The sequence below is a fragment of the Stenotrophomonas sp. YJH_SMC_17 genome (assembly GCF_059371655.1).
Genome location: NZ_JCAFUU010000010.1, coordinates 51,803 through 77,298, shown reverse-complemented (window position 1 = coordinate 77,298; position 25,496 = coordinate 51,803). Strand labels below are relative to the sequence as shown.

General features: G+C 64.6%; 22 protein-coding genes. 11 read left to right on the top strand and 11 right to left on the bottom strand.

The genetic code is table 11. The features are described 5' to 3' along the window. Window positions 1-228 precede the first annotated feature (228 nt). Entirely contained in the window at window positions 229-1,548 is a 1,320-nt protein-coding gene (locus AC5P8Z_RS18845; RefSeq protein ID WP_495229739.1) for a DNA cytosine methyltransferase, read from the top strand. 738 nt (window positions 1,549-2,286) lie between these two features. Here the strand turns inward: AC5P8Z_RS18845 and AC5P8Z_RS18840 are convergent. Further along, on the bottom strand, window positions 2,287-4,344 hold the full coding sequence (locus AC5P8Z_RS18840) for an ATP-binding protein (RefSeq protein WP_495229738.1): 2,058 nt from the start codon (window positions 4,342-4,344) through the stop codon (window positions 2,287-2,289). 194 nt (window positions 4,345-4,538) lie between these two features. Further along, on the bottom strand, window positions 4,539-7,226 hold the full coding sequence (gene aceE / locus AC5P8Z_RS18835) for a pyruvate dehydrogenase (acetyl-transferring), homodimeric type (RefSeq protein ID WP_495229737.1): 2,688 nt from the start codon (window positions 7,224-7,226) through the stop codon (window positions 4,539-4,541). A 567-nt stretch (window positions 7,227-7,793) separates the two neighbouring features. Between aceE and AC5P8Z_RS18830 the strand changes: the two genes are divergently transcribed. Together AC5P8Z_RS18830 and AC5P8Z_RS18825 are read left to right on the top strand one after the other, a co-directional pair. After that, window positions 7,794-8,354, top strand: a complete 561-nt coding sequence (locus AC5P8Z_RS18830) for a PadR family transcriptional regulator (RefSeq protein ID WP_295568437.1) — start codon at window positions 7,794-7,796, stop codon at window positions 8,352-8,354. A 60-nt stretch (window positions 8,355-8,414) separates the two neighbouring features. Next, the gene (locus AC5P8Z_RS18825; RefSeq protein ID WP_495229736.1) at window positions 8,415-9,212 is read left to right on the top strand and encodes a siderophore-interacting protein; all 798 of its coding nucleotides are present in this window, start codon (window positions 8,415-8,417) and stop codon (window positions 9,210-9,212) included. Here AC5P8Z_RS18825 and AC5P8Z_RS18820 read toward each other — a convergent pair whose 3' ends face one another. Further along, window positions 9,213-9,881: a hypothetical protein gene (locus AC5P8Z_RS18820; RefSeq protein ID WP_286070754.1), complete on the bottom strand. Its 669-nt coding sequence runs from the start codon at window positions 9,879-9,881 to the stop codon at window positions 9,213-9,215. Between the two features lie 210 nt (window positions 9,882-10,091). On the opposite strand from AC5P8Z_RS18820, the gene AC5P8Z_RS18815 reads away from it, so the two are divergent. Then, entirely contained in the window at window positions 10,092-10,493 is a 402-nt protein-coding gene (locus tag AC5P8Z_RS18815; protein WP_495229735.1) for a hypothetical protein, read from the top strand. A gap of 551 nt (window positions 10,494-11,044) precedes the next feature. On the opposite strand, the gene AC5P8Z_RS18810 is transcribed toward AC5P8Z_RS18815, so the two are convergent. Together AC5P8Z_RS18810 and AC5P8Z_RS18805 are read right to left on the bottom strand one after the other, a co-directional pair. Next, entirely contained in the window at window positions 11,045-11,752 is a 708-nt protein-coding gene (locus tag AC5P8Z_RS18810; protein WP_005415047.1) for a YceI family protein, read from the bottom strand. Window positions 11,753-11,838: 86 nt separating this feature from the next. Then, window positions 11,839-12,429 carry a malonic semialdehyde reductase gene (locus AC5P8Z_RS18805; RefSeq protein ID WP_286070752.1) on the bottom strand — a complete coding sequence of 197 codons (591 nt, stop codon included), beginning with the start codon at window positions 12,427-12,429 and terminating at the stop codon, window positions 11,839-11,841. 126 nt (window positions 12,430-12,555) lie between these two features. Between AC5P8Z_RS18805 and AC5P8Z_RS18800 the strand changes: the two genes are divergently transcribed. The 6 genes from AC5P8Z_RS18800 to AC5P8Z_RS18775 all read left to right on the top strand — a co-directional run bounded on the left by AC5P8Z_RS18800 (window position 12,556) and on the right by AC5P8Z_RS18775 (window position 16,609). After that, the gene (locus AC5P8Z_RS18800) at window positions 12,556-13,545 is read left to right on the top strand and encodes a mitochondrial fission ELM1 family protein (protein ID WP_495229734.1); all 990 of its coding nucleotides are present in this window, start codon (window positions 12,556-12,558) and stop codon (window positions 13,543-13,545) included. Between the two features lie 227 nt (window positions 13,546-13,772). Continuing rightward, window positions 13,773-14,003 (top strand): hypothetical protein, encoded by a 231-nt coding sequence (locus AC5P8Z_RS18795; protein ID WP_286070750.1) that lies wholly within the window; start codon window positions 13,773-13,775, stop codon window positions 14,001-14,003. A gap of 48 nt (window positions 14,004-14,051) precedes the next feature. Further along, window positions 14,052-14,903 carry a DUF2145 domain-containing protein gene (locus AC5P8Z_RS18790; RefSeq protein WP_495229733.1) on the top strand — a complete coding sequence of 284 codons (852 nt, stop codon included), beginning with the start codon at window positions 14,052-14,054 and terminating at the stop codon, window positions 14,901-14,903. 19 nt (window positions 14,904-14,922) lie between these two features. Continuing rightward, entirely contained in the window at window positions 14,923-15,426 is a 504-nt protein-coding gene (locus tag AC5P8Z_RS18785; protein ID WP_286070748.1) for a hypothetical protein, read from the top strand. A 32-nt stretch (window positions 15,427-15,458) separates the two neighbouring features. After that, the gene (locus tag AC5P8Z_RS18780; protein WP_295568452.1) at window positions 15,459-15,971 is read left to right on the top strand and encodes a hypothetical protein; all 513 of its coding nucleotides are present in this window, start codon (window positions 15,459-15,461) and stop codon (window positions 15,969-15,971) included. Window positions 15,972-16,048: 77 nt separating this feature from the next. Continuing rightward, the gene (locus AC5P8Z_RS18775; RefSeq protein WP_286070746.1) at window positions 16,049-16,609 is read left to right on the top strand and encodes a queuosine precursor transporter; all 561 of its coding nucleotides are present in this window, start codon (window positions 16,049-16,051) and stop codon (window positions 16,607-16,609) included. Between the two features lie 123 nt (window positions 16,610-16,732). On the opposite strand, the gene glnE is transcribed toward AC5P8Z_RS18775, so the two are convergent. Then, a complete protein-coding gene (glnE, locus tag AC5P8Z_RS18770; RefSeq protein ID WP_495229732.1) occupies window positions 16,733-19,528 on the bottom strand; it encodes a bifunctional [glutamate--ammonia ligase]-adenylyl-L-tyrosine phosphorylase/[glutamate--ammonia-ligase] adenylyltransferase in 2,796 nt (931 codons plus the stop codon). A gap of 382 nt (window positions 19,529-19,910) precedes the next feature. Between glnE and scpC the strand changes: the two genes are divergently transcribed. Then, window positions 19,911-21,425: a succinyl-CoA:acetate CoA-transferase ScpC gene (gene scpC / locus AC5P8Z_RS18765; protein WP_019662193.1), complete on the top strand. Its 1,515-nt coding sequence runs from the start codon at window positions 19,911-19,913 to the stop codon at window positions 21,423-21,425. A 49-nt stretch (window positions 21,426-21,474) separates the two neighbouring features. Here the strand turns inward: scpC and hglS are convergent, their stop codons facing one another. From hglS to AC5P8Z_RS18740, 5 genes are all read right to left on the bottom strand, one after another. Continuing rightward, window positions 21,475-22,836: a 2-oxoadipate dioxygenase/decarboxylase HglS gene (gene hglS / locus AC5P8Z_RS18760; protein ID WP_295568457.1), complete on the bottom strand. Its 1,362-nt coding sequence runs from the start codon at window positions 22,834-22,836 to the stop codon at window positions 21,475-21,477. Window positions 22,837-23,017: 181 nt separating this feature from the next. Then, window positions 23,018-23,506 carry a hypothetical protein gene (locus AC5P8Z_RS18755; protein ID WP_295568460.1) on the bottom strand — a complete coding sequence of 163 codons (489 nt, stop codon included), beginning with the start codon at window positions 23,504-23,506 and terminating at the stop codon, window positions 23,018-23,020. A gap of 31 nt (window positions 23,507-23,537) precedes the next feature. Beyond that, window positions 23,538-24,290: an HAD family hydrolase gene (locus AC5P8Z_RS18750; protein WP_180852948.1), complete on the bottom strand. Its 753-nt coding sequence runs from the start codon at window positions 24,288-24,290 to the stop codon at window positions 23,538-23,540. Window positions 24,291-24,385: 95 nt separating this feature from the next. Beyond that, window positions 24,386-24,790 (bottom strand): EF-hand domain-containing protein, encoded by a 405-nt coding sequence (locus AC5P8Z_RS18745; RefSeq protein WP_286070741.1) that lies wholly within the window; start codon window positions 24,788-24,790, stop codon window positions 24,386-24,388. 232 nt (window positions 24,791-25,022) lie between these two features. Then, window positions 25,023-25,394, bottom strand: a complete 372-nt coding sequence (locus AC5P8Z_RS18740; protein WP_295568463.1) for a hypothetical protein — start codon at window positions 25,392-25,394, stop codon at window positions 25,023-25,025. Window positions 25,395-25,496: the final 102 nt, after the last annotated feature.

Genomic DNA, 25,496 nt, shown 5'->3' with positions numbered 1-25,496 from the left:
GTAGGGCTGATGTAGCTAGGGCAAATTTGCGGCAGCGCCAGCTGCCGACCTGCCCATGCTAGCTACTCTAGCCCAAGCGTTCGCTCTGAGGTTAGCTGTTCATCTTGCCGTTCTCAGGCTATGAGACCGCGCGCATCTAGGATCGTCCAGCCCCCCCCCCCAGCCCCTACTCCTGGACTGGCGCTTTTCCGATCAACATCGGACCTCCTCCGCTCTATAATTGGCAACATGACTAGACCCATCGGAATTGATCTCTTCGCCGGAGCCGGCGGCCTCAGCCTTGGCTTCGAGCAAGCCGGCTTCGATGTGGTGGCTGCTGTGGAGATTGACCCCGTCCATGCAGCGATCCACGCGTTCAATTTCCCGAATTGTGCGGTGATTCCCCGCTCGGTGACGGATTTGACAGGTGATCAGATTCGTGCGGCAGCGAAGGTTGGAGACCGCAGGATCGACGTCGTGTTCGGCGGCGCGCCCTGCCAAGGGTTCTCCCTGATGGGCCAACGTGCGCTCGACGACCCGCGCAACTCCTTGGTGAAGGACTTCGTCCGCATTGTGCGCGAGCTCGACTCGGACTACTTCGTCTTTGAGAACGTGAAAGGACTGACGCTTGGCAAGCACCGGCGCTTCCTTGAGGAGCTCATTGAGGAATTTCAGGCCGCGGGCTACGAGGTGGTCACTCAATGGAAGGTGCTGAACGCCTATTCCTACGGTGTTCCGCAAGATAGGCAGCGACTGTTCTTGATGGGCGCCAAGCGCGGCCTGACGGTACCCAACTATCCGGTCGCACTCACGGCGAAACCCGGCCTGAAGGATTCGAGCCTTCCTTCAGGCCCCACCTGCAAGGACGCTCTGGACGACCTTCCGGATGCCGAACGGTTCCAGGAGTTGAATGTCACTGACGAAGTTCGGATCAGGAAGACAGGCAAACCCAGTGCGTATGCGTCACTGATGCGATGCGACGGGATGGATGGCTGGGCATTCGGATATCGCCGAGCCTGGGATCCGGCCGTGATGACGTCCAGCATGCGCTCCAACCACAGCGATATTTCTCGCGGGCGCTTTGCAGAAACCGTTCCAGGCCAGGTTGAGCCAATCTCTCGTTTTCTCAAGCTGCCGCCAAAAGGAGTCAGCAACACGTTGCGCGCGGGCACGGATTCGGCACGTGGCGCATTCACGAGCCCACGGCCCATCCACTACAAGTGGAACCGGTGCGTCACCGTGCGTGAGATGGCGCGTCTGCATGGCTTCCCGGACTGGTTCCGTTTCCATGAGACCAAGTGGCACGGCGCTCGCCAGATTGGCAACTCAGTCCCGCCGCCGTTGGCGCGTGCCGTGGCTTCGGAAATTATGAAGGCTGCTGGACTGCGCCCCATTCGACCGAAAAAGTTGGTGGAGCTTGGCAGCAGGGAGTTGCTGCGCATGACCCTCGCTCAAGCTGCCACCTATTGGGGTATCGTCAGTCCGATTGGCCAGCGCAATAGGAAGAGCGGGGCGAAGAAGACTAAACAGGTTCCTTTAAACCCTGATCAGCTGGGCATTCTGCTCTAGACCTTTATACCAGGGACACAATAATGGCCTGGCGCAGCCGCGGCAGAAGCTGACCCTGATGATAGGAGTCGATGCTATCGCTAACGCTCCAAACCGATGAATCACCGGAATTATCGCCCTACCCATAATTCTTGTCCAAATGCACTTTCGGCCATTGTTGGTTTAGGAATGCTCCTGTCAAGGCGCCAACAAACGACCAATCAGTGCATTTTCAGCGCGGCGGTCTCTAGGACTTGATGACTCCCAGTCCCCGTATGCATCTTCGGCGGCCTGGCCCCCACTCAGGCATGATTAGCCCCGAGCTGACACCACCTGCCGGCGCACCATCCACAGATTGGAAAGGATAGACAGCGCGAGCAACTGCGCGGCGCACTTGACCTAAAAAGTCGCATCCGATGTCCATTTCGCGACACATCTGGCCGATCACCATACCCAGCTCGACGTACTTGAGCGCGCTCGCGATCTGCTCCTCGATGAAACGGGACCTCTTCATCGCGCCCCTCGCTTGCCATGGTACGCAATGCGGGCGAACTCCCTGCTGCGCTTTGACCCAGCTTTCCCGGGGGAGGCACTCGGCCACGGCCGGCCCTAGCTTGTAGTCTTGATAACCACAAGCTAGCGGGCCGGCCGTGAGCATCCCTTAGATGGGAGAAGAATCAAAAAATCGCGCTGGCGCGAACTGAATTCCCTGCAAGCAATTCAGAACAACATCGCTTTGGCCAGAATCAAGGCGCAATTCTACTGTCCGCCCCCTCCATACATTACCTTCTGAAAATCCTGAACGCCGTCAACATTATTGAGATATGCCACGAGTTCTTTGAGAACGATCAGATAGAGCCTTGTGTTGCCTGAACTTAAAACATGCGTGAGGCCGTGAAAATCACGCTGATGAATGTTGTCAAGATCCAGCAAGGATAATGCCTCATAAGTCCGCTTCCACTCCTCTCCGATATCCCAAACTACCGCGAGATGGACATCTTTCTCGCTTTTCTCTCCATTCTCAAATTCTCTAATCAACCCGTCAAGGCTATGCTTGTATTCAAGTATTTTGGGAGCACTAACCCGCTCGCCATCATGATGAAGCTCCTCAACTCCAAGGGGGTTCGTCATCTTGTCGAAGACGTGATTAGCGAGCGGCTCCTTAATCGAGAACTTGAATATCCCGTCGTACTGGCGAACTTGATTGGTAGCAAGCAAGCGTATGCCACGAATAACGCCGCCAGCGATTAGTTGATTAAATAGGACAATTACATCCTGCTCAGACTGAGGAATCGAAGTTATTGAAATCTCTCGAACCGGAGCAAAGAAATTTTTGTTTTCAATAACTAGGGGATTATCACTTTCGTATTTTTCCTGCTGCCTTACCCATTCATGCAATTCCAGCTCTTTGGAGATTTCCGGCTTAGCTCCGCTGTCCGTTTTTAGAAGCTTTGATCGCCACTGCTTATGACGGTTGACGATAGCTACGGATATAGCCTCAGCCGCGGTTCTCAGCTCGGGCTGAAATCCCTTTCTTCCCAGGTCAGGGTCTGCGCCTTTGAAGTGAACTAATATATGAGCTTGATTCTGATAACCAGTATTCGAAGTCAGCGGGATCACGATTAAGTCCCCTTGAATCATCCTATTGTTCGCGAGCTGGAGACCGCCCCGCAAAATTCGGTATCCCCTTCTCAACTTGGCGACTGAATCGTTCAACTGATCCCAGATCGAAGTTGAGTAAGAAAAATAACCGTAAGCCTCCACAGAGAACTCGGAAATAACTCTCGAAATATCTTCATCGACGCCTAGCGATCTCATCTCGAGAAGCTTACCAGTATCAAAGAACTCGTATATTCCATTTAGCTTTGAGTACTTTGAGGGTAGAGCCCCAGGATCCTTCCCGTCCTTGAGAGCCTTCTCCTGATAATCAAGAACATCTTTAAGATTTATACTCGCCTTGATTTTAAGGTGCGGAAACATATAAGAGGGCGGAGCATTCGAAATGCTTGTAACAGCTCCATCTTGACTGATCACCTCTAAATCAAAGGTCACCTTAGACTCCGCCTCTCCGATAAAGGGAACAGATCCCAAAGGTGTTCTAATCAGGAGAAGATAAAGCCATTGCTCGGCAGTTGTGGCCTGATACCAAGACAGCGACTTCGGCCTGGAATTTACACCTCCGAACACAATCCGAAAGTAGGAGCCTCGATCAATCGCATCAAAAGTTTGACTTGAACTCAGGGCTTCCTCAACGACAGGCCTGACGACGATACCGTTCTCGTCATCAACCCAAGTCCGACCTCCCAGCATTTCGCCACAAAAAAGATAGCCGTTACCTTTAGTCGCAAATGTCAAGCTATCGAACCCATATGCGATATAGGTTGCTCCCACCCCTTTATTACCCCGCGTCTTCCTTCCATCCTTGAAAGAAATATTCGGCGCAAGAAACGACTTAAACTCTTTTTCTTTAAATCCAACGCCGTTGTCAACTACCGAAAATGAATTTTCAGCTAGATCAATTCTGATCCAAAGCTTTGGCTTATAGCCATCCCCATCCTCAGAACATCGTCTGTCAAGCGCGTCGAGCGCGTTCTGAAGAAGCTCTGAGAACGAGTCGTACATCCCAACATATGATTTGAGGATGTTCTTTATCTGTCTCTTCTGAGCGGCAGCAATTATCTCGCCATCAATGTCATTACCGTTTTGAAGTGGATCCCATGTGACAGCCATTGCCCCTCCCTGAACTGAGCCTTTAGGTCCTAGAAGACTACCAGGGGATGTCGCATTTGGCACACCAGCTTCAGCTGGAATTGGCACTACACATTCCCTTGAGACTGTCCAGCAGACGTGAAGGCCTCTCCAAGCAGACGTATCGAGTTATGTGAAATCGGAAGCCTAGTCACTTCTCTCTAGGAAGAGCTGAAGGGAATTTGACAGCGGGTTCTGGGCTCCCCAAATGAAAAGAGAGCGGCCAATGGCCGCCCTCTTTTCGCGACAATTAATTGACGAAATCAAATCCCAACAGGATTAGCCTTCTCCGGATCAATCTTGTACTGCTTGATCGCCCGGGCCACATCCTTCGCGGTCATCTTCCCTTCCTTCGCCAGCGCCGCAATCGCGGCATGCGCGATGTAGTACCGGTCAACCTCAAAGAACCGGCGCAGGTTCGCACGCGTATCCGAACGGCCGAAACCATCCGTACCCAGCACCGTGTAGCTCATCGGCACGAACGCGCGGATCTGATCCGCATACGCACGCACGTAGTCGGTGGCGGCAATCGCCGGGCCCTGGCGGCCTTCCAGCAACTCGGTCACGTAGGCCTTGCGCTGCTCGCCTTCCGGATGCAGGCGGTTGGCACGTTCCACGTCGAAACCATCGCGACGCAGTTCGTTGAAGCTCGGGCAGCTCCAGATATCGGCGGTCACGCCGAAGTCCTTGTCCAGCAGCTCGGCGGCGGCAATGGCTTCGCGCAGGATGGTGCCCGAACCCAGCAGCTGCACGCGCAGCTCGCCCTTCTTCGGCTTGCCGGCGTCGGTCAGCAGATACATGCCCTTGACGATGCCTTCGGCCGCGCCTTCCGGCATTTCCGGGTGGGTGTAGTTCTCGTTCATCAGGGTGACGTAGTAATACTCGTCCACCTGGTCTTCCATCATGCGCTTGGTGCCGTGCTGCAGAACCACCGTCACTTCGAAGCCGAAGGTCGGGTCGTAGCTGCGCACGTTCGGAATGCCACCAGCCACCAGATGGCTGAAGCCATCTTCGTGCTGCAGGCCTTCACCGTTCAGCGTGGTGCGGCCGGCGGTACCGCCCAGCAGGAAGCCACGGGTACGCATGTCGGCGGCCTGCCAGGCGATGTCGCCCACGCGCTGGAAGCCGAACATCGAGTAGTAGATGTAGAACGGCAGCATCGGCACGTTGCTGACCGAGTAGCTGGTACCGGCGGCCATCCACGAGCTGATCGCGCCCGGCTCGCTGATGCCCTGCTGCAGCACCTGACCGCTCTGGTCTTCGCGGTAGAACATCAGCTGGTCGGCGTCGACCGGCTTGTACTTCTGGCCGAACGGCGCGTAGATGCCGATCTGGCGGAACAGGCCTTCCATGCCGAAGGTACGGGCTTCGTCGGCCACGATCGGCACGATGTGCGGGCCCAGTTCCTTGTCGCGCAGGGTGATGTTCAGGCTCTGCACGAAGGCCATGGTGGTGGAGTAGCTGCGCTCGCCGCTGCTCTTCAGCAGGCGCTCGTAGGCTTCCAGCTTCGGCGCCACGAAGGTCTTGTCGGCCTTGCGGCGGCGCTGCGGCAGGTAACCGCCCAGCGCGGCACGGCGTTCCTGCAGGTACTGCACTTCCGGCGAATCCGGGCCCGGGTGGTAGAACGGCACCTGGCCGTCGGCCAGCTGCGCGTCGGTCACCGGAATGTTGAAGCGGTCGCGGAAGTGGCGCACCGCTTCGTCGTCCAGCTTCTTGGTCTGGTGGGTCGGGTTCAGTGCCTCACCGGCGCTGCCCATGCCGTAACCCTTCACGGTCTTGGCCAGGATGACGGTCGGCATGCCCTTGGTGTTCACGGCCTGGTGGTAGGCGGCGTACACCTTGTGCGGGTCGTGGCCACCACGGTTCAGGCGCCAGATGTCGTCGTCGCTCAGGCCGGCGACCATCGCGGCGGTTTCCGGGTACTTGCCGAAGAAATGCTCGCGGGTATAGGCGCCGCCGAAGGCCTTGCAGTTCTGGTATTCGCCGTCGACGGTTTCCATCATCAGCTTCTTCAGGACGCCGTTGGTGTCCTTGGCCAGCAGGGCATCCCAATAACCGCCCCACAGCAGCTTGATCACGTTCCAGCCGCCGCCACGGAACACGCCTTCCAGTTCCTGGATGATCTTGCCGTTGCCGCGCACCGGACCGTCCAGGCGCTGCAGGTTGCAGTTCACCACGAAGATCAGGTTGTCCAGGCCTTCACGGCCGGCCAGGGCGATGGCACCCAGGGTTTCCGGTTCGTCGCTCTCGCCGTCGCCGATGAAGCACCACACCTTGCGGTCGGACTTCTCGATCAGGCCACGGTTTTCCAGGTAGCGCATGAACTGCGCCTGGTAGATGGCGGCCAGCGGGCCCAGGCCCATCGACACGGTCGGGGTCTGCCAGTAGTCCGGCATCAGCCACGGGTGCGGGTACGAGGACAGGCCACCGCCGTCCACTTCCATGCGGAACTTGTCCAGCTGCTCTTCGCTGATGCGGCCTTCCAGGAAGGAACGTGCGTAGATGCCCGGGGCGCTGTGGCCCTGGATGAACAGCAGGTCGCCCGGGTGGTTTTCGCTCGGGGCGCGCCAGAAGTGGTTGAAGCCCACGTCGTACAGGGTGGCGCCGGAGGCGAACGAGGCGATGTGGCCGCCCAGGTCACCCGGCTTGCGGTTGGCGCGCACCACGGTGGCCATCGCGTTCCAGCGGATGATCGAACGGATGCGCCATTCCAGCTCGGCATTGCCCGGGCTCTTGGCCTCGAGCTGCGGCTCGATGGTGTTGACGTACTCGGTGGTGGGAGAGAACGGCAGGTAGGCGCCCGAGCGACGGGTCAGTTCCACCATGCCTTCCAGCAGCTGATGCGCGCGCTCGGAGCCCTCGACATCAATAACGGCCTTCAACGACTCGATCCACTCCTGGGTTTCCACAGGATTCGGGTCGTTGTTCAGCACCTCGTTCAACCAGTTCATTAGCGCTCCCATAACCGCACGCACGCGCGCGACTGTTGTATAGATTTCTAGACCGCAAAGTGTAGCGCACCAAGGGCTTTCGTCACTTGGCTACGCAGGCGTATGGATGCAGGCGGCCAGTGTCCGCAAGGCCTGTCCCGCCCTGTCCAGCAGCAGGACAGGCCCCTGTTTCCGGCCGCTACGGCCTCCTGCGGCCGGTGCCCGGCTGTCGCATCAGGACCGCTGCGTCCATGTGCAGGACGCAGTGTTACTGCGGCCGATGACGGTTGTGGGGCAGCGTCGGGGCCACGGCGGGCGACGTTCGGGCTTCGCTACTGAACCGGCGACAACGTGTCGCACCCGCCTCTGGACTGCCGCAGACCGCGGGCCCAAGGTGGCCCGTGAGTGATGGGCCTGGTGGCCCTGCTCCCTTCCACAGCATCGCCGGGGCGCCTCGCAAGGGGCGCCCCTTTTGCTGTGGATGGCGCTGGCCGTGGCCCAAATTGCACGTGCTTGTGGCCGGATCGGGTGTTGTCGCTTTCGACATATCGATATATCGTTTGCACACTCGTTTACCGATATATCGAAATGAGCCGAAGCCCCTCTCCCAGAGCCCGTTCCACCGATTCGGCGGTACCCCGTCGCAACGGCCAGCCGCGCGTGCTCAGCCGTGGCGACCTGCGCCTGCTGGTGCTGGCCCTGATCGGCGAGCAGCCGCGCCATGGCTACGAGCTGATGCAGCTGATCAGCAACCAGTTCATGCAGGCCTACACGCCCAGCGCCGGCACCATGTACCCGCTGCTGGCCAGCTTCGAGCAGGCCGGCTGGATCGAGGCCGAGGAAGTGGACGGCAAGCGGATCTTCCGCATCACCGCCGCCGGCGAGTTCGAGCTGAAGGTGCAGCGCACCCAGGTGCGGCTGGCGCAGCGACGCGCCTTCGACCGTGCCCGCGAGATCACCAAGGCCTCGCTGCCGGCGCCGCTGGCCGGCGCCCTGCACGAGTTCAAGCGGGCGCTGGTGCACCACCACGGACGCTGGGCCGAGGGCGAGGCGGACGAAGTGGCCGCGCTGCTGACCCGGGCCTCGGCCCTGCTCAACGGTACCGCCGGTAACGAGCAACCACCGATTTCAACGACCCAGCCAGACTGATTCCAGCCAGGTCCTCCCCCATGCCGCGCGCCCCCGCGCGACACCTTTACAGGTATCCCCATGACCGAACACAACAACACGCGCCTGCGCCTGGATGTGCGCTTCCGTGAGCTGACCGTGCTGCGCACCGAAGAGGTCACCCCGCACATGCGCCGCATCGTGCTGGGTGGCGACGACCTGGCCGGTTTCGATTCGCCCGGCGCCGACGACCACATCAAGCTGTTCTTCCCCAACGCTGCGGGCGAGATGGTGCTGCCGGTGCTGACCGCCGAAGGCCGCAGCTACCCGGACGGCAAGGAGCCCTCGCCCGCCCGCGACTACACCCCGCGCTGGTGGGACCACGAGACCGGCGAGCTGGCCATCGACTTCGTGCTGCACGACCAGGGCATTGCCGGGCCGTGGGCCGAACGCGCGCAGCCGGGCGACACGCTGGTGATCGGCGGCCCGCGCGGCTCGTTCGTGGTGGCCGACACCTACGACGCCTATGTGCTGATCGGCGATGAAACCGCGCTGCCCGCCATCGCCCGTTGGCTGGACGTGCTGCCGGACGGCGCCGAGGTGCAGGCCTTCATCGAAGTGCGCGACGAGGCCGAGCGCCAGGACCTGCCGCAGTACGAGAACGTGCGCATCCACTGGCTGGAGCGCAACGGCTTCCCGGCGGCCAGCAGTACGCTGCTGGAAGACATGCTGACCGACTTCGAGGCGCCGGACGGTGATGTCTTCTACTGGATCGCCACCGAATCACGCCGTGCGCGGATGATGCGCAAGTTCATCGAAGGCCACCTGGGCGTGCCGCGCGACTGGATTCGTTCCACTGGCTACTGGAAGGCCCACCCGGACGAAACCGACGGCGATTGATCAAAAGGCGGTGGGTGCGGACCGTTGGTCCGCACGCTCTTGACGGTGTAGAGCCGAGCCCACGCTCGGCTGCTCTCCGCTCGGCCACCGATGGACCCATCGCGCTACGCGCGATGAGCCGAGCATGGGCTCGGCTCTACAGCAGGGACCGCGACCGGCGGCTTGGCCCCCTGCCGCGTCCACCCAACCCGCACCGCGTGCCAAGGGGCCATCGCCAAGACGGTCGAGGCCGGGCAGTGGGTGTTCGCTCAGATAGGCCGAGGCGACGGTCTCGGCCACATCGCCCACCGTGCCCTGGCTGCGCAATGCATCGCGCATGCGCGGGTCGTCCAGCGAATCGGTGAAGCCTTCGCTCCAGCCTTCCACCAGCGTCTGCAGGTGTGGCTGGAAATGATCGAGCTGCTTGAACAGCGCGCGGTGCGCACCGGCGGTGAAGCCCAGCTGCAGGCCGAAGAAGGCGGTGGCCAGCGGCAGCAGCACCACGTAGCTGGCCAGCAGCCAGTGATGCCAGCGCTTGCGCCGCTGCAGCCAGCCGCGGCGATGCAGCCAGCGCCAACCGAGGAGGCCCAGAACCAGGCCGAGCAGCGTGCCGAGCAGGCTGCCGCCCAGCAGGTCGAGCAGGCTCAGGCCCGACCAGAATTCGTTCAACCAGTACTGCGCGTCCTGCATGGGTCTTCCTTCCGTGGGTGCGGCTGCGCCTGAAATGCCAGCCAGGTAGAGTCGACTGTTAGTCGACTAACGCGCGCAGCGCGGGGGTTTCCGGCATCGCGCCAAGAGCAGTCGACTAACAGTCGACTCTACCAAAGCGGAAGCCTCCCGGCCCGGAGCACGCCAACCAATGCGACAATCGCGCTCCTTTCCTGCAGCAACGAGGCCCACATGGCCAAACTGACCCTGGCCAGCGTGGATGCGCTGCGTACCCGCTTTGCCGATGACGCCGCCTGCGATGCGGCGCTGGCCGCCTTCGCCGACACCGTTGCCCTGCGCACGCCGCTGCGCGAACTGGTGGAAGCACAGCACCGCTACCTGCAGGCCGAGTTCGAAGTGGCGCAGGTGGCCGACGTGCTGCGCCGCGACCAGAAGTACGCGCCGGTGGGCCGCCCGTCGGTGCATATCGTGCAGCTGCGCAAGCAGCAGGCTGCGACCAAGCAGGCCGCGTTGATCGCCCGCCAGGTGGTGGCGCAGGCGGCGCAGACCTTCGTGCGCGTGGGCGGGCTGGCGGTGAAGGCCAAGCAGAGCCCGAGCGAAGCCTGCGTGGCATGGTTGGGCACGCTGCGCTGAGCGCGCCGCGCACGATGTGATGGAACCGACCAGCGTGTGATGGAACCGACCCGCGCGTGATGGAACCGACCGGCGCGTGATGGAACCGACCGGCGTGTGATGGAACCGACCGGCGCGTGATGGAACCGACCAGCGCGTGATGGAACCGACCAGCGCGTGATGGAACCGACCGGCGCGTGATGGAACCGACCGGCGTGTGATGGAACCGACCGGCGCGTGATGGAACCGACCAGCGGTAGAGTCGACTGTTAGTCGACTCGCGCGCGCAGCGCGGGGTTTTGGCATCCCGCGAAGAGCCGTCGACTAACAGTCGACTCTACCAAAGCAGGTTTTCCGTGCAGTGCAGGGTTTTCGTGCAGTGCAGGTTTTCCGTGCAGTGCAGGGTTTTCGTGCAGTGCAGGTTTTCCGCGCGGTGCAGGGTTCTCGTGCAGTGCAGGTTTCCCACGCAGTGCGAAGTTTCCACGCGCCATCGACGGGGATCGCATTGCCCAAAAAGAAGGCCCGCTTTTCAGCGGGCCTTCTGCCTTCTCACGACGAGTGAGCGGGGGGCATCAAGCCGCCGGCTTTTCGCCGGTGGCTTCGGTGGTGATGCGGATCTTCACTTCATCGCTGACGTTCGGGGCATACGCGCCGACGCCGAAATCGCTGCGCTTCAGGGTGGTGGTGGCATCGAAGCCAGCCGCCGGAACCTTGGCCATCGGGTGCTCGCCGCCGCCGTTGACGGTGACGTCCAGGGTGACCGGCTTGGTGATGCCCTTGATGGTCAGGTCGCCGGTGACGGTCAGCTTGTTGGTGCCGGCCGCTTCCACCTTGGTGCTCTTGAAGGTGGCATCGGCGAACTTGGCGGCGTCGAAGAAGTCGGCGCTCTTCAGGTGCTCGTCGAACTTGGCGGTGAAGCTGTTCAGGCCGCTCAGCGGCAGCTTCACTTCCACGGTGGACTTGGTCACGTCTTCGGCGTTGTACACCAGGGTGCCTTCAACATTGCCGAAGTGCGCGCTGGGGTTGGAGAAGCCGAAGTGGCTCCACTGGGCCAGCACGTCGGTGTGGCTCGGGTCCAGCTTGTAGGTGCCCGAGGCGATCTTGATCGCTTCGGCGGCCGGGGCGGCAGCAGCGGCATCAGCCGCCGGGGTGGCGGCCTGCTCGGTGGTGGCCGGGGCGGCGGCATCGGCGGCCGGGGCAGCGGTGTCGGCCGGCTTGGAGCAGGCGGCGATGGCCAGGGTCAGGGCCAGCGGCAGCAGCAGTTTACGGGTGGCGCTCATCTCAGGAACTCTCCGGATCGTAGGGTGGGTACACGGTGCAGCAAGAGCCCGCCGCGGGACGGCGGGCCCGAAACCGATACAACGACTTACGCGATGCGCGCCGCTTCGTCGAACGACAGGCGCGGCAGACGCGGGAACAGGCCCGCCGAGTCACCGTAACCCAGGTTGACCAGGAAATTCGACTTGATGGCGGTGCCGGCGAAGAATGCTTCGTCCACCTTGGCCGGGTCGAAGCCCGACATCGGGCCGGCATCCAGGCCCAGCGCGCGCGCGGCCAGGATCAGGTAGGCGCCCTGCAGGCTGCCGTTGCGGATGGCGGCTTCGTGGCGGCCTTCCTGCGGGCCATCGAACCAGGCCTTGGCATCGGTGTGCGGGAACAGATAGGGCAGCTTCTCGTGGAAGTCCAGGTCGAAACCGATGATGACGGTGACCGGCGCGGCCATGGTCTTGGCCAGGTTGCCTTCGGACAGGGCCGGGGCCAGCTTTTCCTTGGCTTCCTTCGAGGTGACGAAGACGAAGCGGGCCGGCGTGGTGTTGGCGGCGGTCGGGCCCCACTTCACCAGGTCGTACAGTTCCTTCAACAGGCTCTCAGGAACCGGCTTGTCCAGGAAAGCATTCTGGGTGCGGGCAGTACGGAACAGCTGATCGAGGGCAGCAGCGTCGAGCGCGTGGGACATCGGTGGATCTCCAGGGCAGCGAAGGGAAGTCAGTGCCCGCGGGCGGCGCGGGGCGAATCGACGAGCCGCAGTGTAGAGTGTCGCGACTGTTGCAACACCCAGCAGGGCTGAAACGAATTAATGCCAATGGTGAAACGATCGAGCGCACCCTGGACGGTCACTGACGGCCGCGCGGGCAATGTCCGCCAGGCGGTCGCGCTGGCCTCGGCGCTGCGCCAGGGCGCCCATCGGCCGCTGGTCCTGCAGCCGCGCGCCCCCTGGCGCTGGCTGTCGCCGCGCCGCCTGCCGGGCGATGTGAACGGCTACGGCGAGGCCTTCGCGACACTGGCCGCCGAGCCCCCGCCACTGGCGATCGGCTGTGGTCGCCAGGCTGCGGGCGCGCTGCGCGTGCTGCGCGCCCGTGGCAGCCAGGTGGTGCAGATCCTCGACCCGCGCATCGCTGCACGCCACTGGGATGTGGTGGTGGTGCCCGAACACGATGCCCTGCGCGGCAGCAATGTGCTGACCCTGCTCGGCAGCCTCAACCCGGTGGACGATGACTGGCTGGCCTGGGGCCGCGCCGCGTTCGCCGGCTTCAGCACCCTGCCCGGCCCGCGCACCGCGCTGCTGGTGGGTGGACCGACGCCGCTGGCGCCGTGGGATGAAACGGCGATGGTCGCTGTGTTCCGTGCGCTGGCCGACCAGATACGCAGCGAGGGTGGCAGCCTGCTGGCCACCACCTCGCGACGCACGCCGCCGGCACTGGCCGAGATCCTGCGTGCGACCTTCGCGGACCTGCCGCACGTGATCTGGGGCGATGGTGGCGACGGCACCAATCCCTATGGCGGCCTGCTCGGCTGGGCCAACCGCGTGGTGGTGTCGCCTGATTCGGTGAACCTGCTGTCTGAAGCCTGCGCCACGCGCATGCCGGTGATGGTGGCGCTGGCCGATACCGCGCAGGGTCGGCTGGCGCGCTTCCAGCAGCAGCTGCGCGAGCGCGGGCGGTTGCAGGCGCACTGGCTGGACTGGCAGTACGACCGCATCGAGCCGTTGCGCGAGACCGCTCGGGTGGCCGCGGAAGTGAAAGCGCGGCTTGGCTTTTCGCAAGAGCCCGGGAAAACAGCGAAGGAGTTGTAGAGTCGACTGTTAGTCGACTGCTGTTGGCGATACCGCTGAAAACCCCGCGCTGCGCGCGATAGTCGGCTAACAGTCGACTCTACCGCGCCGCGGCCCAAGCCCCGCGACATGGCCTAAGCCCCCGACTTGCTCCGGCCCTCCGTTAACCGGGTGCGCAGCGATTTCTGAACATTTGGATCCGGCTGCACGGTTAGAGTCCAGCTTCCCCCCTCACGCTGAACGTCTTCATGCGCCCCCTGCTCCTGCTGCCACTGGCCCTGCTCGCTGCCTGCTCCACTACGCCCACCGAGCTGGACCCGATTTCCTACCAGTGCCAGCAGCAGCTGGATGCATACCGCGAACAGCCGGCGCTGCGCGATCCGAAGACGGGCGAGCGCCCGCCGCTGCCGATCGCGCCGATCAGCGAGGCCTGCGACCGCGAGCTCAAGCGCAAGGGCGTGGACCGTCCGCTGCGCTGACCGGCGTATGATCGGCGCGCGGGCCTGCCCGCCGTTGAAGGTACCGACATGGATCGTTTCTCCCGCCTGCCCCGCGCTGCGCTGCTGATCACCAGCCTGCTGGTGACCGCGCCCGCTTGGGCCAACAGTTCCGAGTGCCGCGAACGCTACCCCAGCGTCGCCTCGCAGGCGGCGATGCTGGACGTGGCCTGGACCACCGCCGAACGCCTGGACGCGCTGCCGGATGTGGACGTGGTGGTCGCCGCACGCGGCGGCCAGGATCTGAGCCGCTACGGCCTGCGACACAGCCACCTGGCCTTCCTGCTGCGCGAGGACGATGGCCGCTGGCGCGCGATGCACCTGCTCAACCGTTGCAAGACCGACAGCTCGCAGCTGTACCACGAAGGCCTGGGCAACTTCGTCGGCGAGAGCGGCGGGCATACCGACCTGCGCATTGGCGTGCCTTCGGCACCGCTGCGTGCTGCATTGAAAGCGATGCTGGTATCGCCGTCGATCCAGCCCAAGGCGCTGCACGAAACCAGGTACAACGTGGTCGCCTACCCGTTCGCCACCGACTACCAGAACTCAAACCAGTGGGTGCTGGAAGTGCTGGCCGCAGCGATGGCGCAGGCCGATGGGGCACCCGCCATCGTCAAGCGCGAACAGGCCCAGCAGTGGCTGCGCCAGCAGAAGTACCAGCCCAGCGTGCTGCATATCGGCCTCGGCAAGCGCGTGGGTGCGCGCCTGTTCGTGGCCAACGCCACCACCACCGACCATCCGGCCGGCGAGCGTATTTCCGGCAACTATTCGGTGGTGACCGTGGAATCGGTATTCGACTTCCTGCACCAGCGCAGCCAGCTGCAGCAGGAACTGGTGATCCCTCATGTGCCGGTGGCTGAAGCCACCGCTGCCTCGCCCTGAATCCTGCAAGGAGAACGAGATGCGCGCACTGCCTGTTTCCCTGATGTCGATGGTGATGGTTGCTGGCCTGCTCTGCACGAACGCCGCCCATGCCGAACGCCGCATCGTCATCATCCACGACCCGGGCCCACAGGGACCGAGCCTGGAGATGTCCTCGCAGATGGTGAACGCGGCCCGTGCGGCGGCGGCCCAGGAAGCCCAGGACGCAGCCGACGCAGGCCGCCCGCTTGCCCGCCCGCAGCAGATCAAGCTGCCGCAGATGCAGGTAAGCGCCATCGCCACCACCGTCGATGGCCGACGGGAAGTGCAGCTGCGCGATGCCAACGATCCGCGGAACACCGCCTCGATGCAGTACCCGCGCGGCATCGGTGATCCGGCCGTGCAGTTCACCGTGGGCCAGACCGTGAACTTCGAGCCGACCGGCAACGATCAGGGCTGGCAGCTGAAGGACAACCAGGGCCGTCCGCTGGAATACCTGCCCGAGGCCACCGGCCCGCGCGACATCTTCGATACCCGGCGCTGAGCCGCCGTCCTCACATTGACCAGGAGGTCTCCATGTTCCGTTGCCTGCGCGTTCCCGCGTCCGCCCTGCTGCTCTCGGCACTGCTGGTGCCCACCGCCCATGCTGGCGCCGCGCCACAGTTGAACAGCAGCGAGGCCAGCGTGCTGATCACCTCGGTGATCGTGGTCTCGGTGCCCCTTGCCGCATCGGCAGGCCTGTCCGAACTGTCCAAGGCGCCGTTCAAGGCCAGCGAACGCCGTGAGAAAGCCCAGCGCACCAAGGCGGTGCCGCTGCCGCCGATGGAGGTGAAGAAGGTGGAGACCACCCCGGAGGGCGAGCGCCAGGTGCAGCTGCAGGTGCCGGACAAGGCCGACCAGACCGCGACCCTGCGGTGGCCGGCGCGCGTGCATGAAGACCAGACCGCCGCGTTCGTGGTGGGGCAGCGGGTGCATTTCGACCCCACCGAGGCCGGTGCCGGCTGGACCGTGAAGAGCGCGCAGGGCCAGGCATTGGCCTACGTGCCCACCGCCTACGCCGCGGGCGATGTGATGAGCGAGGCGCTGTAAAGCTGAACGAGTGTTTTTGGATTTGGCGCGGGCCGGGCGGATAATGGGTAATTCCCCTTGTCCCCCCATGGCTCGCCATGTCCGTGCGTCCTGCCCCTCTGTTCGCCCCGCTGACCCCGCGCGCCCTGGTGCTGGCGGTGCTGGCGATGGGCGCGGTGGTGCTGCTGTCCAACGTACTGGTGCAGTATCCGATCAACGATTGGCTGACCTGGGGTGCCTTCAGCTATCCGGTGGCGTTCCTGGTCAGCAACCTGATCAACCGCCGCTTCGGCCCGGGCCCGGCGCGCCGCGTAGCGTGGATCGGCTTCCTGGTGGCGGTGCTGCTGTCGATCTGGGTGGCGACGCCGCGCATCGCCATTGCCTCGTGCTCGGCCTTCATCGTGGCGCAGCTGCTGGACATCACCGTGTTCGATCGTCTGCGCCGTGGCAGCTGGTGGCGCGCACCGATGGTGGCCACCACCTGTAGTGCGACGGTGGATACCACCATTTTCTGGTCGATCGCGTTTGCTGGTTCCGCCCTGCCGTGGGTGAGCTGGGCGGCGGGTGACCTGGCGGTGAAGCTGGCGATCGGCGTCTGCCTGCTGGCCCCGTTCCGCGCGCTGCTGTGGAAGATGGCGCCGCTGCGCGCCGCCAGCTGACCCCCACATGCCTTGGTAGGTGCCAACCTTGGTTGGCACGCTGTTGCCGGGGTCATGAACGCTGATGGGTTGTGCCAACCAAGGTTGGCACCTACCAAGAGCGCATTCCCGCACGACCGTGCATCACCCGAACGGCAACGCCGCGGCTCTGCACGCTGCCGTAATCGCAGCGCACGCCTCTTCAATCGCCGGTGTAGTCGGTGCCAACCGCGGGCGCCGATCCAGCGTGCAGGCCAGGCCTACGTCCAGCAGCGTGGCATGCGCGCCATGCACGGCCTGCGCGGTGCCTTCCGGCAGGAAACCGGCAACCGCCAGCGCATCGATCAACGACGGCGTATCGCGCGGCTGCAGCAGCGCCGCGTGCTGCGCACTGCGCGCCAGCACGCCGGTCTGCAGCAGGAACTCCAGGTCCACCACGCCACCCGCACCCTGCTTCAGGTCCAGCCGCGCGGCATCGCTGCGGTCCAGTTCGGTGCGCATGCGGCCACGCATCTTCAGCACATCGGCATACAGCGTGGCCGGATCGCGCTCACGTCCCAGCGTCTGCGCACGCACCTGTTCGAAGTCGGCCAGCAGGCTGGCATCACCGGCCACGCCGCGTGCGCGCACCAAGGCCTGGTGTTCCCAGGTCCATGCGCGTTCGCGCTGGTATTCGGTGTAGCTGGCCAACGAAGACACCAGCGAACCCTTGCCACCGTCCGGGCGCAGGCGCACGTCGATGTCGTACAGGCGGCCGGCGGCGGTGACCGCGCCAAGCAGTGCCATCACTTTCTGTGCCAGACGCGCGTACCAGCGGCCCGGCTCCAACGGCCGTGCACCATCGCTGGCGTCCACCCCGGCGGGGTTGTCGTGCAGGAACACCAGGTCCAGGTCGGACCCGAAGCCCAGCTCCAGGCCCCCCAGGCTGCCGTAGCCGATGATCGCGAAGCGCCCACCGGGAATCTCCCCGTGTGCGGCGCGCATGTCCGCTTCGGCCATCGCCAGCACAGTGATCACCACCGCCTGCGCCAGCTCGGCCAGTTGCCGGGTGCTGTCCACCGCGCCCTGGCGGCCATCCAGCGTGGCCATCGCCATGCGGAAACTGAGTGCCAGCCGCGTTTCATTGAGCCAGCGCAGCGCGGATTCGGGATCCTCCACCGCCAGCACCTGCTGGCACTCGGCCAGCATGCCGGCGGCGTCGGGCATCGGCCCGGACACGCGCACGTCCAGCAGCTCATCCAGCAGCAGCGGATACGCGGCCAGGCGTTCGGCCAGCAGTGCACTGCGCGCCAGCACATCCACCAGCCGCGCCAACGCACTCGGTTGCTCGTCCAGCAGCGCGAGATAGCTGGTCCGGCGCAGCACCGCCTGCAACAGGCCGAGTACGCGCTTGAGCGCGGCGTCGGGCTGCGGCGAACGCGTGGCGGCATGCAGCAGTGCCGGCAGCACGCGATCCAGCCGCGCACGCGCGGCATCAGACAAGGACTTCACACCGGTGCTTTGGGCGAAATCGCGCAGCGACTGGTCAGCGCCGTTGGCATCGAGGAAGCCGGCCTCGGCCAGCAGTGGTGCGCTGCTGCCGTCGGGCAGGCTGCGCCAGTAGTTGGCCAGTGCGTCGGGTGCGGCCTGGCCCTTGCGCGGCGCCAGCAGCGCAGCGAATTCGGTACTGACCCGCGCCTGCTGCACGGCCAGCGCCGCGCGCAGCACGTCCCAGTCGGGGTAACCGAGGCCGACGGCGATGCGCTCGCGGTCCAATGCATCGCTGGGCAGCACGTGGGTCTGTGCGTCGCGCAACATCTGCAGGCGGTTCTCCAGCCGGCGCAGGAACAGGTAGGCCTCGCGCAGCGCCGCGCCATCCGCCGGCGCGATCTGACCGGCGGCGACCAGCGCATCCAGTGCCACCAGCAGGCGGCGCTCGCGCAGGGCCGGTTCGCGACCACCGCGGATCAGCTGCAGCGCCTGGCACAGGAACTCGATCTCGCGGATGCCACCAGCGCCGCGCTTGATGTCTTCGTGCAACTCGCGGCGCGCGACTTCGGCGGTGATCGCCGCCTTCATCTCGCGCAGGCCATCGAGCGCGGTGAAATCCAGGTAGCGGCGGTACACGAACGGGCGCAGCGTCTGCAGCCACGCCTCACCGGCGGCGATGTCGCCGGCCACCGCACGCGCCTTCAGCCATGCATAGCGTTCCCAGTCGCGGCCCTCGCGCTGGAAGTACTGGTCCATTGCCGCGAATGACAGTGCGACGCGGCCGGCGCTGCCGAACGGGCGCAACCGCAGGTCGACGCGGTGGCTGAAGCCATCGACGGTGGTTTCATCCAGCAGCTTGGCCAGGCGCTGGCCGAGCCGGGCGAAATACTCTTCGGCGGCCAGCGCGCGCGGACCATCGGATTCGCCACCGTGCGCGTAGGCGTAGACCAGGTCGATATCGGAACTGAAGTTGAGCTCGCCACCGCCCAGCTTGCCGAGGCCGAACACCACCAGCTGCTGCGGAGCGCCTTCGCCATCGCGAACCACGCCGTGGCGCTGGGCGAACTCCTGCTGCAGCGCGTCCAGCGCCAGCCGCAGGCAATCTTCTGCGAGTGTCGTGGCGCCGGCCAGGGTCTGCGCCACGTCGTCCAGCCCGGCCAGGTCGCGCCAGATCAGCCGCGTGGACATCGCCGCACGCCAGCGCCGCAGCTGTGCCGGCCAGTCGCTGGACTGCAGCGGGTCGAGCACCGGCGCCGGGATCGGCGGGCAACCGGGCGCGGCCAGCTGCGCCAGCAGGGCCGGTTGCCGCACCAGGGTATCCAGGGCGAAGTCGCTGGCCACCGCCAGCCGGGTCAGCAGCGGCAACAGGTCGGCCGGGGCGGGCTCGGGCAGCACCTGGGCCAAACGCGACAAGGCGCGGTCGACAACGGGCTGCAGGGAAGCGGGCAGTTCAGCGGGGGCGAGGGTCATGCCCTGATTGTATCGACCGGCTGGGGTCGGATCCCTTTGCCATCGGCGAAGGGCTCTGCCCCCAGGAATGCCGCGGGTGGGGCCAGAGCCTTTTGCCTTTGGCAAAAGGATCCGACCCCGCGCCAAGTGCGCGCATTCATACTGGGCGACAGGCAATAAAAAAGCCCGCTTGCAGCGAACTGCCAGCGGGCTCTGCTCCCTCCCCCACGTCGGGATGCAGGGCCATCGTGCGGGCTGCGAAAGCACTTTGCACGCTGCACTGCAAAACAAAACCGGCGGGTATGGGTGAGCCCTCCGGGGAAAAGCCATTCCACGAAGGTAGAACCCCCCGTACGGATGAGGATGGCCGATAATCGGGATTCCCCCCAGAAACACTGTCGTCATGTCTGTTGATCGCATCGCCAACGCGCGTCTCCGCGACCGCGTGGTCTCTGCCGAGGCCGCAGCCGCGCTGATCCAGCCCGGTGAAACCGTGGCCATGAGCGGCTTCACCGGCTCCGGTTACCCCAAGGCCGTTCCGGTGGAACTGGCCCGCCGCATCGAAGCGGTACACGCCCAGGGCAACCCCTTCCAGATCAAACTGATGACCGGCGCCTCCACCGCGCCGGAACTCGATGGCGCGCTGGCCAAGGCCGATGGCATCGCCATGCGCATGCCGTTCCAGAGCGACCCGGATGCGCGCAACCGCATCAACGAAGGCAAGCTGGATTACATCGACATCCACCTCAGCCACGTCGCCCAGCACGTGTGGTTCGGCTTCTACGGCGAGATCGATACCGCCGTGATCGAAGTGTCGGCCATCCGCGAGGACGGCTCGCTGGTGCCCTCCACCTCGGTGGGCAACAACAAGACCTGGCTGGACCTGGCCAAGAAGGTGATCGTCGAGGTCAACGAGTGGCAGCCGGCCGGCGTTGACGGCATGCATGACATCTACTATGGCACCGCGCTGCCGCCGCACCGCAAGCCGATTCCGCTGGTGAACGCCAACGACCGCATCGGCGACACCGCGCTGCGCTGCGACCCGGACAAGATCGTGGCCGTGGTGCGCACCAACGGTCCGGACCGCAACAGCCCGTTCAGCCCGATCGATGCGACCAGTGAACAGATCGCCTCGCACCTGATCGAGTTCCTGCAGCACGAAGTGAAGAAGGGCCGCCTGCCGCCGAACCTGCTGCCGCTGCAGTCGGGCGTGGGCAACATCCCCAACGCCGTGCTGGCCGGCCTGGCCAAGAGCGGTTTCCGCGATCTGGCTGCGTTCACCGAGGTGATCCAGGACGGCATGCTCGACCTGCTGCGCGACGGCGTGCTGAGCTATGCCTCGTGCACCGGCTTCGCGCTGAGCCCGCAGGCCAACGAGACGTTCAAGGAAAACATCGATTTCTACCGCGAGCGCATCATCATGCGCACGCAGGAAATCTCCAACCACCCGGAACTGGTGCGTCGCCTCGGCTGCATCGGCATGAACGGCATGATCGAGGTGGACATCTACGGCAACGTCAATTCGACGCACGTGATGGGCACCCGGATCATGAATGGCATCGGCGGTTCGGGTGACTTTGCCCGCAACGGTTTCCTGTCGGCGTTCCTGAGCCCGTCCACCGCCAAGAACGGCACCATTTCGGCGATCGTGCCGATGGCCAGCCATGTGGACCACACCGAGCACGACGTGTCGGTGATCGTGACCGAACAGGGCCTGGCCGACCTGCGTGGGCTGACCCCGCGCAAGCGCGCGCAGGTGCTGATCGACAACTGCGCGCATCCGGATTTCCGCCCGCAGCTGCAGGACTACTTCGACCGTGCCAGCCGCGAGAGTTACGGCAAGCACACCCCGCACCTGCTGCCGGAAGCGTTGTCGTGGCACCAGCGCTGGCTGGATACCGGCACGATGAAGGGCTGACGCCCGCGGCTGTAGAGCCGAGCCCACGCTCGGCGCCACGGCAAGCGGTTTACCCGCGCAGCGCCGCCAACGATTCGGCCTGCAGCCGCTCGTAGATTTCGAACTCGTCATTCACCGCCACGCCCAGCGCCTGCTCGAAGGCCTCGCGGTTGGCGTGTGCGGCATAGGCGCGCTGTTCTTCACCGCCCAGGTTCGACTGGAAGATGCCCGCGGCGCTGACCGGCAGGAAATCCTCATAGACAATCGGATCGGCCGTGGCCAGGCCCGCGGCCACCAGCACTTCCGCCGGCAGATCGGCCACGCGCTCGGGCGCAGCCCGGCCGGCGTCGGTCAACTGGTAGCGGTAGTAGCCCAGGCCTTCCTGGCGCAGGGTGTCGTGGTCATCCGGGAAGCTGGCGAATACCGCCTGCAGGCGCTGCCCGTAATCGCCGCCGGTGCTGCCTTCGCCACCGGCATCGCGTGCCTGCGACAGCAGCTGGTCGTACAGCGCGCGGCCCTTCGGGGTCAGCGCAAGGCCGCGTTGCTCGATCTCGCCGAAGCGCGCGGTGTGGGTGCCGGCATCGCCACCTTCCGCGTCCGGGAAATGCACCGCCTCTTCCAGTGCCTTGAAGCTGGTCTGGCGCAGCAGGATCGGGCAGGCGCGGCGCGGCGGGCCTTCGATCACCGCCTTGGCCGCCATGCCGTGTTCGATCATGGCCACCTGCGCGGCGTCGATGTCGAGCGTGCGCGGGGTCAGGTGGTTGATGTGCGGGCCACGGAAGCTGACCACGTCAGCCACCAGGCGATGCGCGTTGTGCAGCGCGTGGTAGGTGGGCAGGTCGACGGTGGCATCGCCGTGCCAGCGGAAGGTTTCCAGCGCCTCATCGACGAAGCGCTCGGCATCGGCCTGCGACAGGCCGCCGTCACGCTCGGCCTGGTCGATCAGTGCCAGCGCGCCGTCGGTGAAGATGCGGCGGCGCGCAAGGATCTTCGCCGATTCGGCGCGCAGGGCTTCGTCTTCGATCAGCTCCAGGCGCAGCAGCGAGGTGAACACGCGGAACGGGTTCTGCGCCAGCGCGGCGCCGGTGAGCGGGCGGAACGCGGTGGAGTGCACCGGCACGCCGGCCACCGACAGGTCGTAGTAGCCCACCGGGTACATGCCCATCACCGCGAACAGGCGGCGCAGCGTGGCCAGTTCCTGCACGGTGCCCACGCGGATCGCGCCATGGCGCTCTTCGTCCAGGCGTGCACGCTCATCGTTGCGCTCCAGCTGCGCGGCCAGCACCGGGTCCTGGGCAAGCACCTGCGCATTGATCCGCTCCACCAGTTCCACCAGCGTGCCGTACAGCGGCACTTCGGTGCGGTACATGCGGGACATGGCCTGCGCGAACAGGCGGCGGATCACATCAGGCGAAACGAAAGAGGCGCTCATCAGTCACTCGATTACGGGAACGGGGAACAGCTCGAACCCATATTGTCGCCGGAGTGCGGGGCGGCCGCGATATGCAGAGCAACATGAAAAATACCGGTAGTGCCGGCCTCCGGCCGGCAACCTCCGGACTGCTCCTGGTAGGTGCGAACCTTGTTTCGCACCCACCGGACGCGGCCCGGCACTACCGGTTGAGCTGGCGCTTCAGGGTGGCATCCAGGGTGATCGGCCGGTCCCAGTGCCTGTAGCTGGCCACGATGGCGTGGCGCACCGCACGCACATGCAGGTTCTGCGGCTTCACTGGCATCCGCTTCACCACCGCTTCCCAGCCGCCTTCCCGGTCCTGGCTGAAGGCGCGCACGCTCTCACGGCAGGTCTGGCCGCTGGCCTTGGCCCAGAAACAGGCGAAGTAGATATCCCCAGCCTGCCAACCGTGGGTGGTGAACAGCGCGCTGATGTAGCCACGCGGCACGTCGGCATAGCGCGACACCTCATCGAGAAAGGCATCCGGGTAGCGCTCGGCGTAATGGTTGATGTCCTGCAGCTGGGCATCGACCCAGCTGTCGCCGGTGTCCACTTCATAGGTGGCCGAACGCTCGGCCGTCTGCTGGGCCAGCACGGTGGCCGGCGCGAGCAGCAGGCACAACAGCAGCATGCGCAGTCGGTGGTTCATGGCCCGATTCTGCCGCAGCCGCCGGGCCCTGTCAGGCCGCCGCCGCAGCCTTGGCCTCGATCGCGGCCAGGGCGGCCGGCCAATCGTGGGCAGTATCGGCGGTGACCATGCGCGGTTCGTCGTCGGCCACGCCGTGCTGGGTCTCGTGGGCCCAGGTGACCGCATACGGGGTATGCACGCCCCAGCCACCGAGGGTGACCACCGGTTCGATGTCCGACCGCAGCGAGTTGCCGACCATCACGAAGCGCTGCATCGGCAGGTCGAACTCGGCCAGCACGCGGGCGTAGGTTTCCGGATCCTTCTCCGAAACGATCTCGATGCGCGGGAACAGCTCGGCCAGGTTGGCGACCTTGATCTTGGCTTCCTGGTGGAACAGGTCACCCTTGGTGATCAGCACCACCGGGTAGTGCTCGGCGATGGCTGCTACCGCTTCTCGCACGCCGTCGATCAGCTCGACCGGGTGGCGCAGGGTGTCGTGGCCGATGTCGAGGATGCGCTGGATGTCCTTCGCGTCGATGCGCTGGCCGGTGATGTCGATGGCCGCTTCGATCATCGACAGCGTCATGCTCTTCACGCCGTAGCCAAAGGTGCCCAGGTGGCGCTGCTGCACTTCCAGCAGGTGGCGCGCGGTCTGGGTGTCATGCACGTCGACGTAGCGTGACAGCAGGTCAAGGTAATCCTGCTCGGCCTTGCGGTAGTAGTCCTCGCTCTTCCACAGCGTATCGTCACCGTCAAAACCGACCAGGCCGATGGCGCGCGACGGCGCAGGCGTGGGGGTGTTCATCGGCCAAGGATACAGGGGCAGCGATGACGAGAAAAACCCGGGCGGCCGAAGCCGCCCGGGTCCCCATGCACCGGTTGTCCCGAATCAGGCGTGGATCATTTGCCGGCGCCGGCACCCGCGCCGGCCTGCTGGGCGGCCACGTAGGCCTTGTATTCGTCGGCGCTGAGTTCGCCATCCTTGTTGGTATCGGCCTGGTCGAACACCTGCGCCAGGCCCGCGTTCACCTGCGCCTCGGTCTTGCTGATGGTGCCGTTGCCATCGGTATCGATGCTGGCCCAGGTCTGGCCACCGCCATTGGCCTGCGCCGATGCGGCTGCGGCCGCGTTGGTCGCCTGATCTGCAGCCTGCCCCGCCTGTGCAGCCGCCTGCTGGGCCTGCGCGGCTTCATTCTGCGCATGCGCGGCCTGCTGCTTGGCCGACTGGGCCATCGCCGGAATGGCCAGTACGCTGCCGGCGGCGACGATCAGGGCGATCAGGGGCTTGCGGTTGCGAATAGTCATCGGGGGTGTCTCCTACCTGTTGGGTGGTGTTGCGCGGCCTGTTGTTTCCGCACGGCACCTACCCTGCCACCGACTTCATGAATCGATTTTGCGTTGCGACCGGCGTCCACACACGCGATTAACCACTCGCCCGCGTGCATGCATTAGCGCGCTGGTTAGGGTGAAGTGAGTGGTGCATAAGCTGCGCATTCAGCGCCTCCGGATTTAACCGGCAGGCAACGAAAAACCTGCGTCAGTCGACGGTCTTTTCCGATGACCGCGAACTGAACGACACCCAGCCGAGGGCGACACCGGCCAGCGCGCCGGCGATTTCCAGCACCACGCGGCTGCCAAGTTCGTTCGGATCGTGGATGGTGGACAGGAAAATGCGCGCGTACAGCGGCGATTCCAGCCGCACGATGCCCATGTAGAACAGCTTCCACGCATCGATGCCGGCGGAGGCCACTACCGAGATGACACAGGCCCAGCCGATGGCATGCCCCATCGACCAGTGCAGCACCCGGCACAGCCGCGACCACAGCAAGTACACCAGCAGGCCGACCAGCAGGGCGATGGCGCCGGCTTCCAGGGTGCCGAGCAGGCCGAAGTGCAGGGGAAGGTTCATCGGGTGGGCAGGGATGAAGAAGCGGCCAGTGTAAGGGATCTGCCCCGGACGCAATCCGGCAGCCACAGTAGTTCCACGCCATGCGTGGATGAATCTCCATCG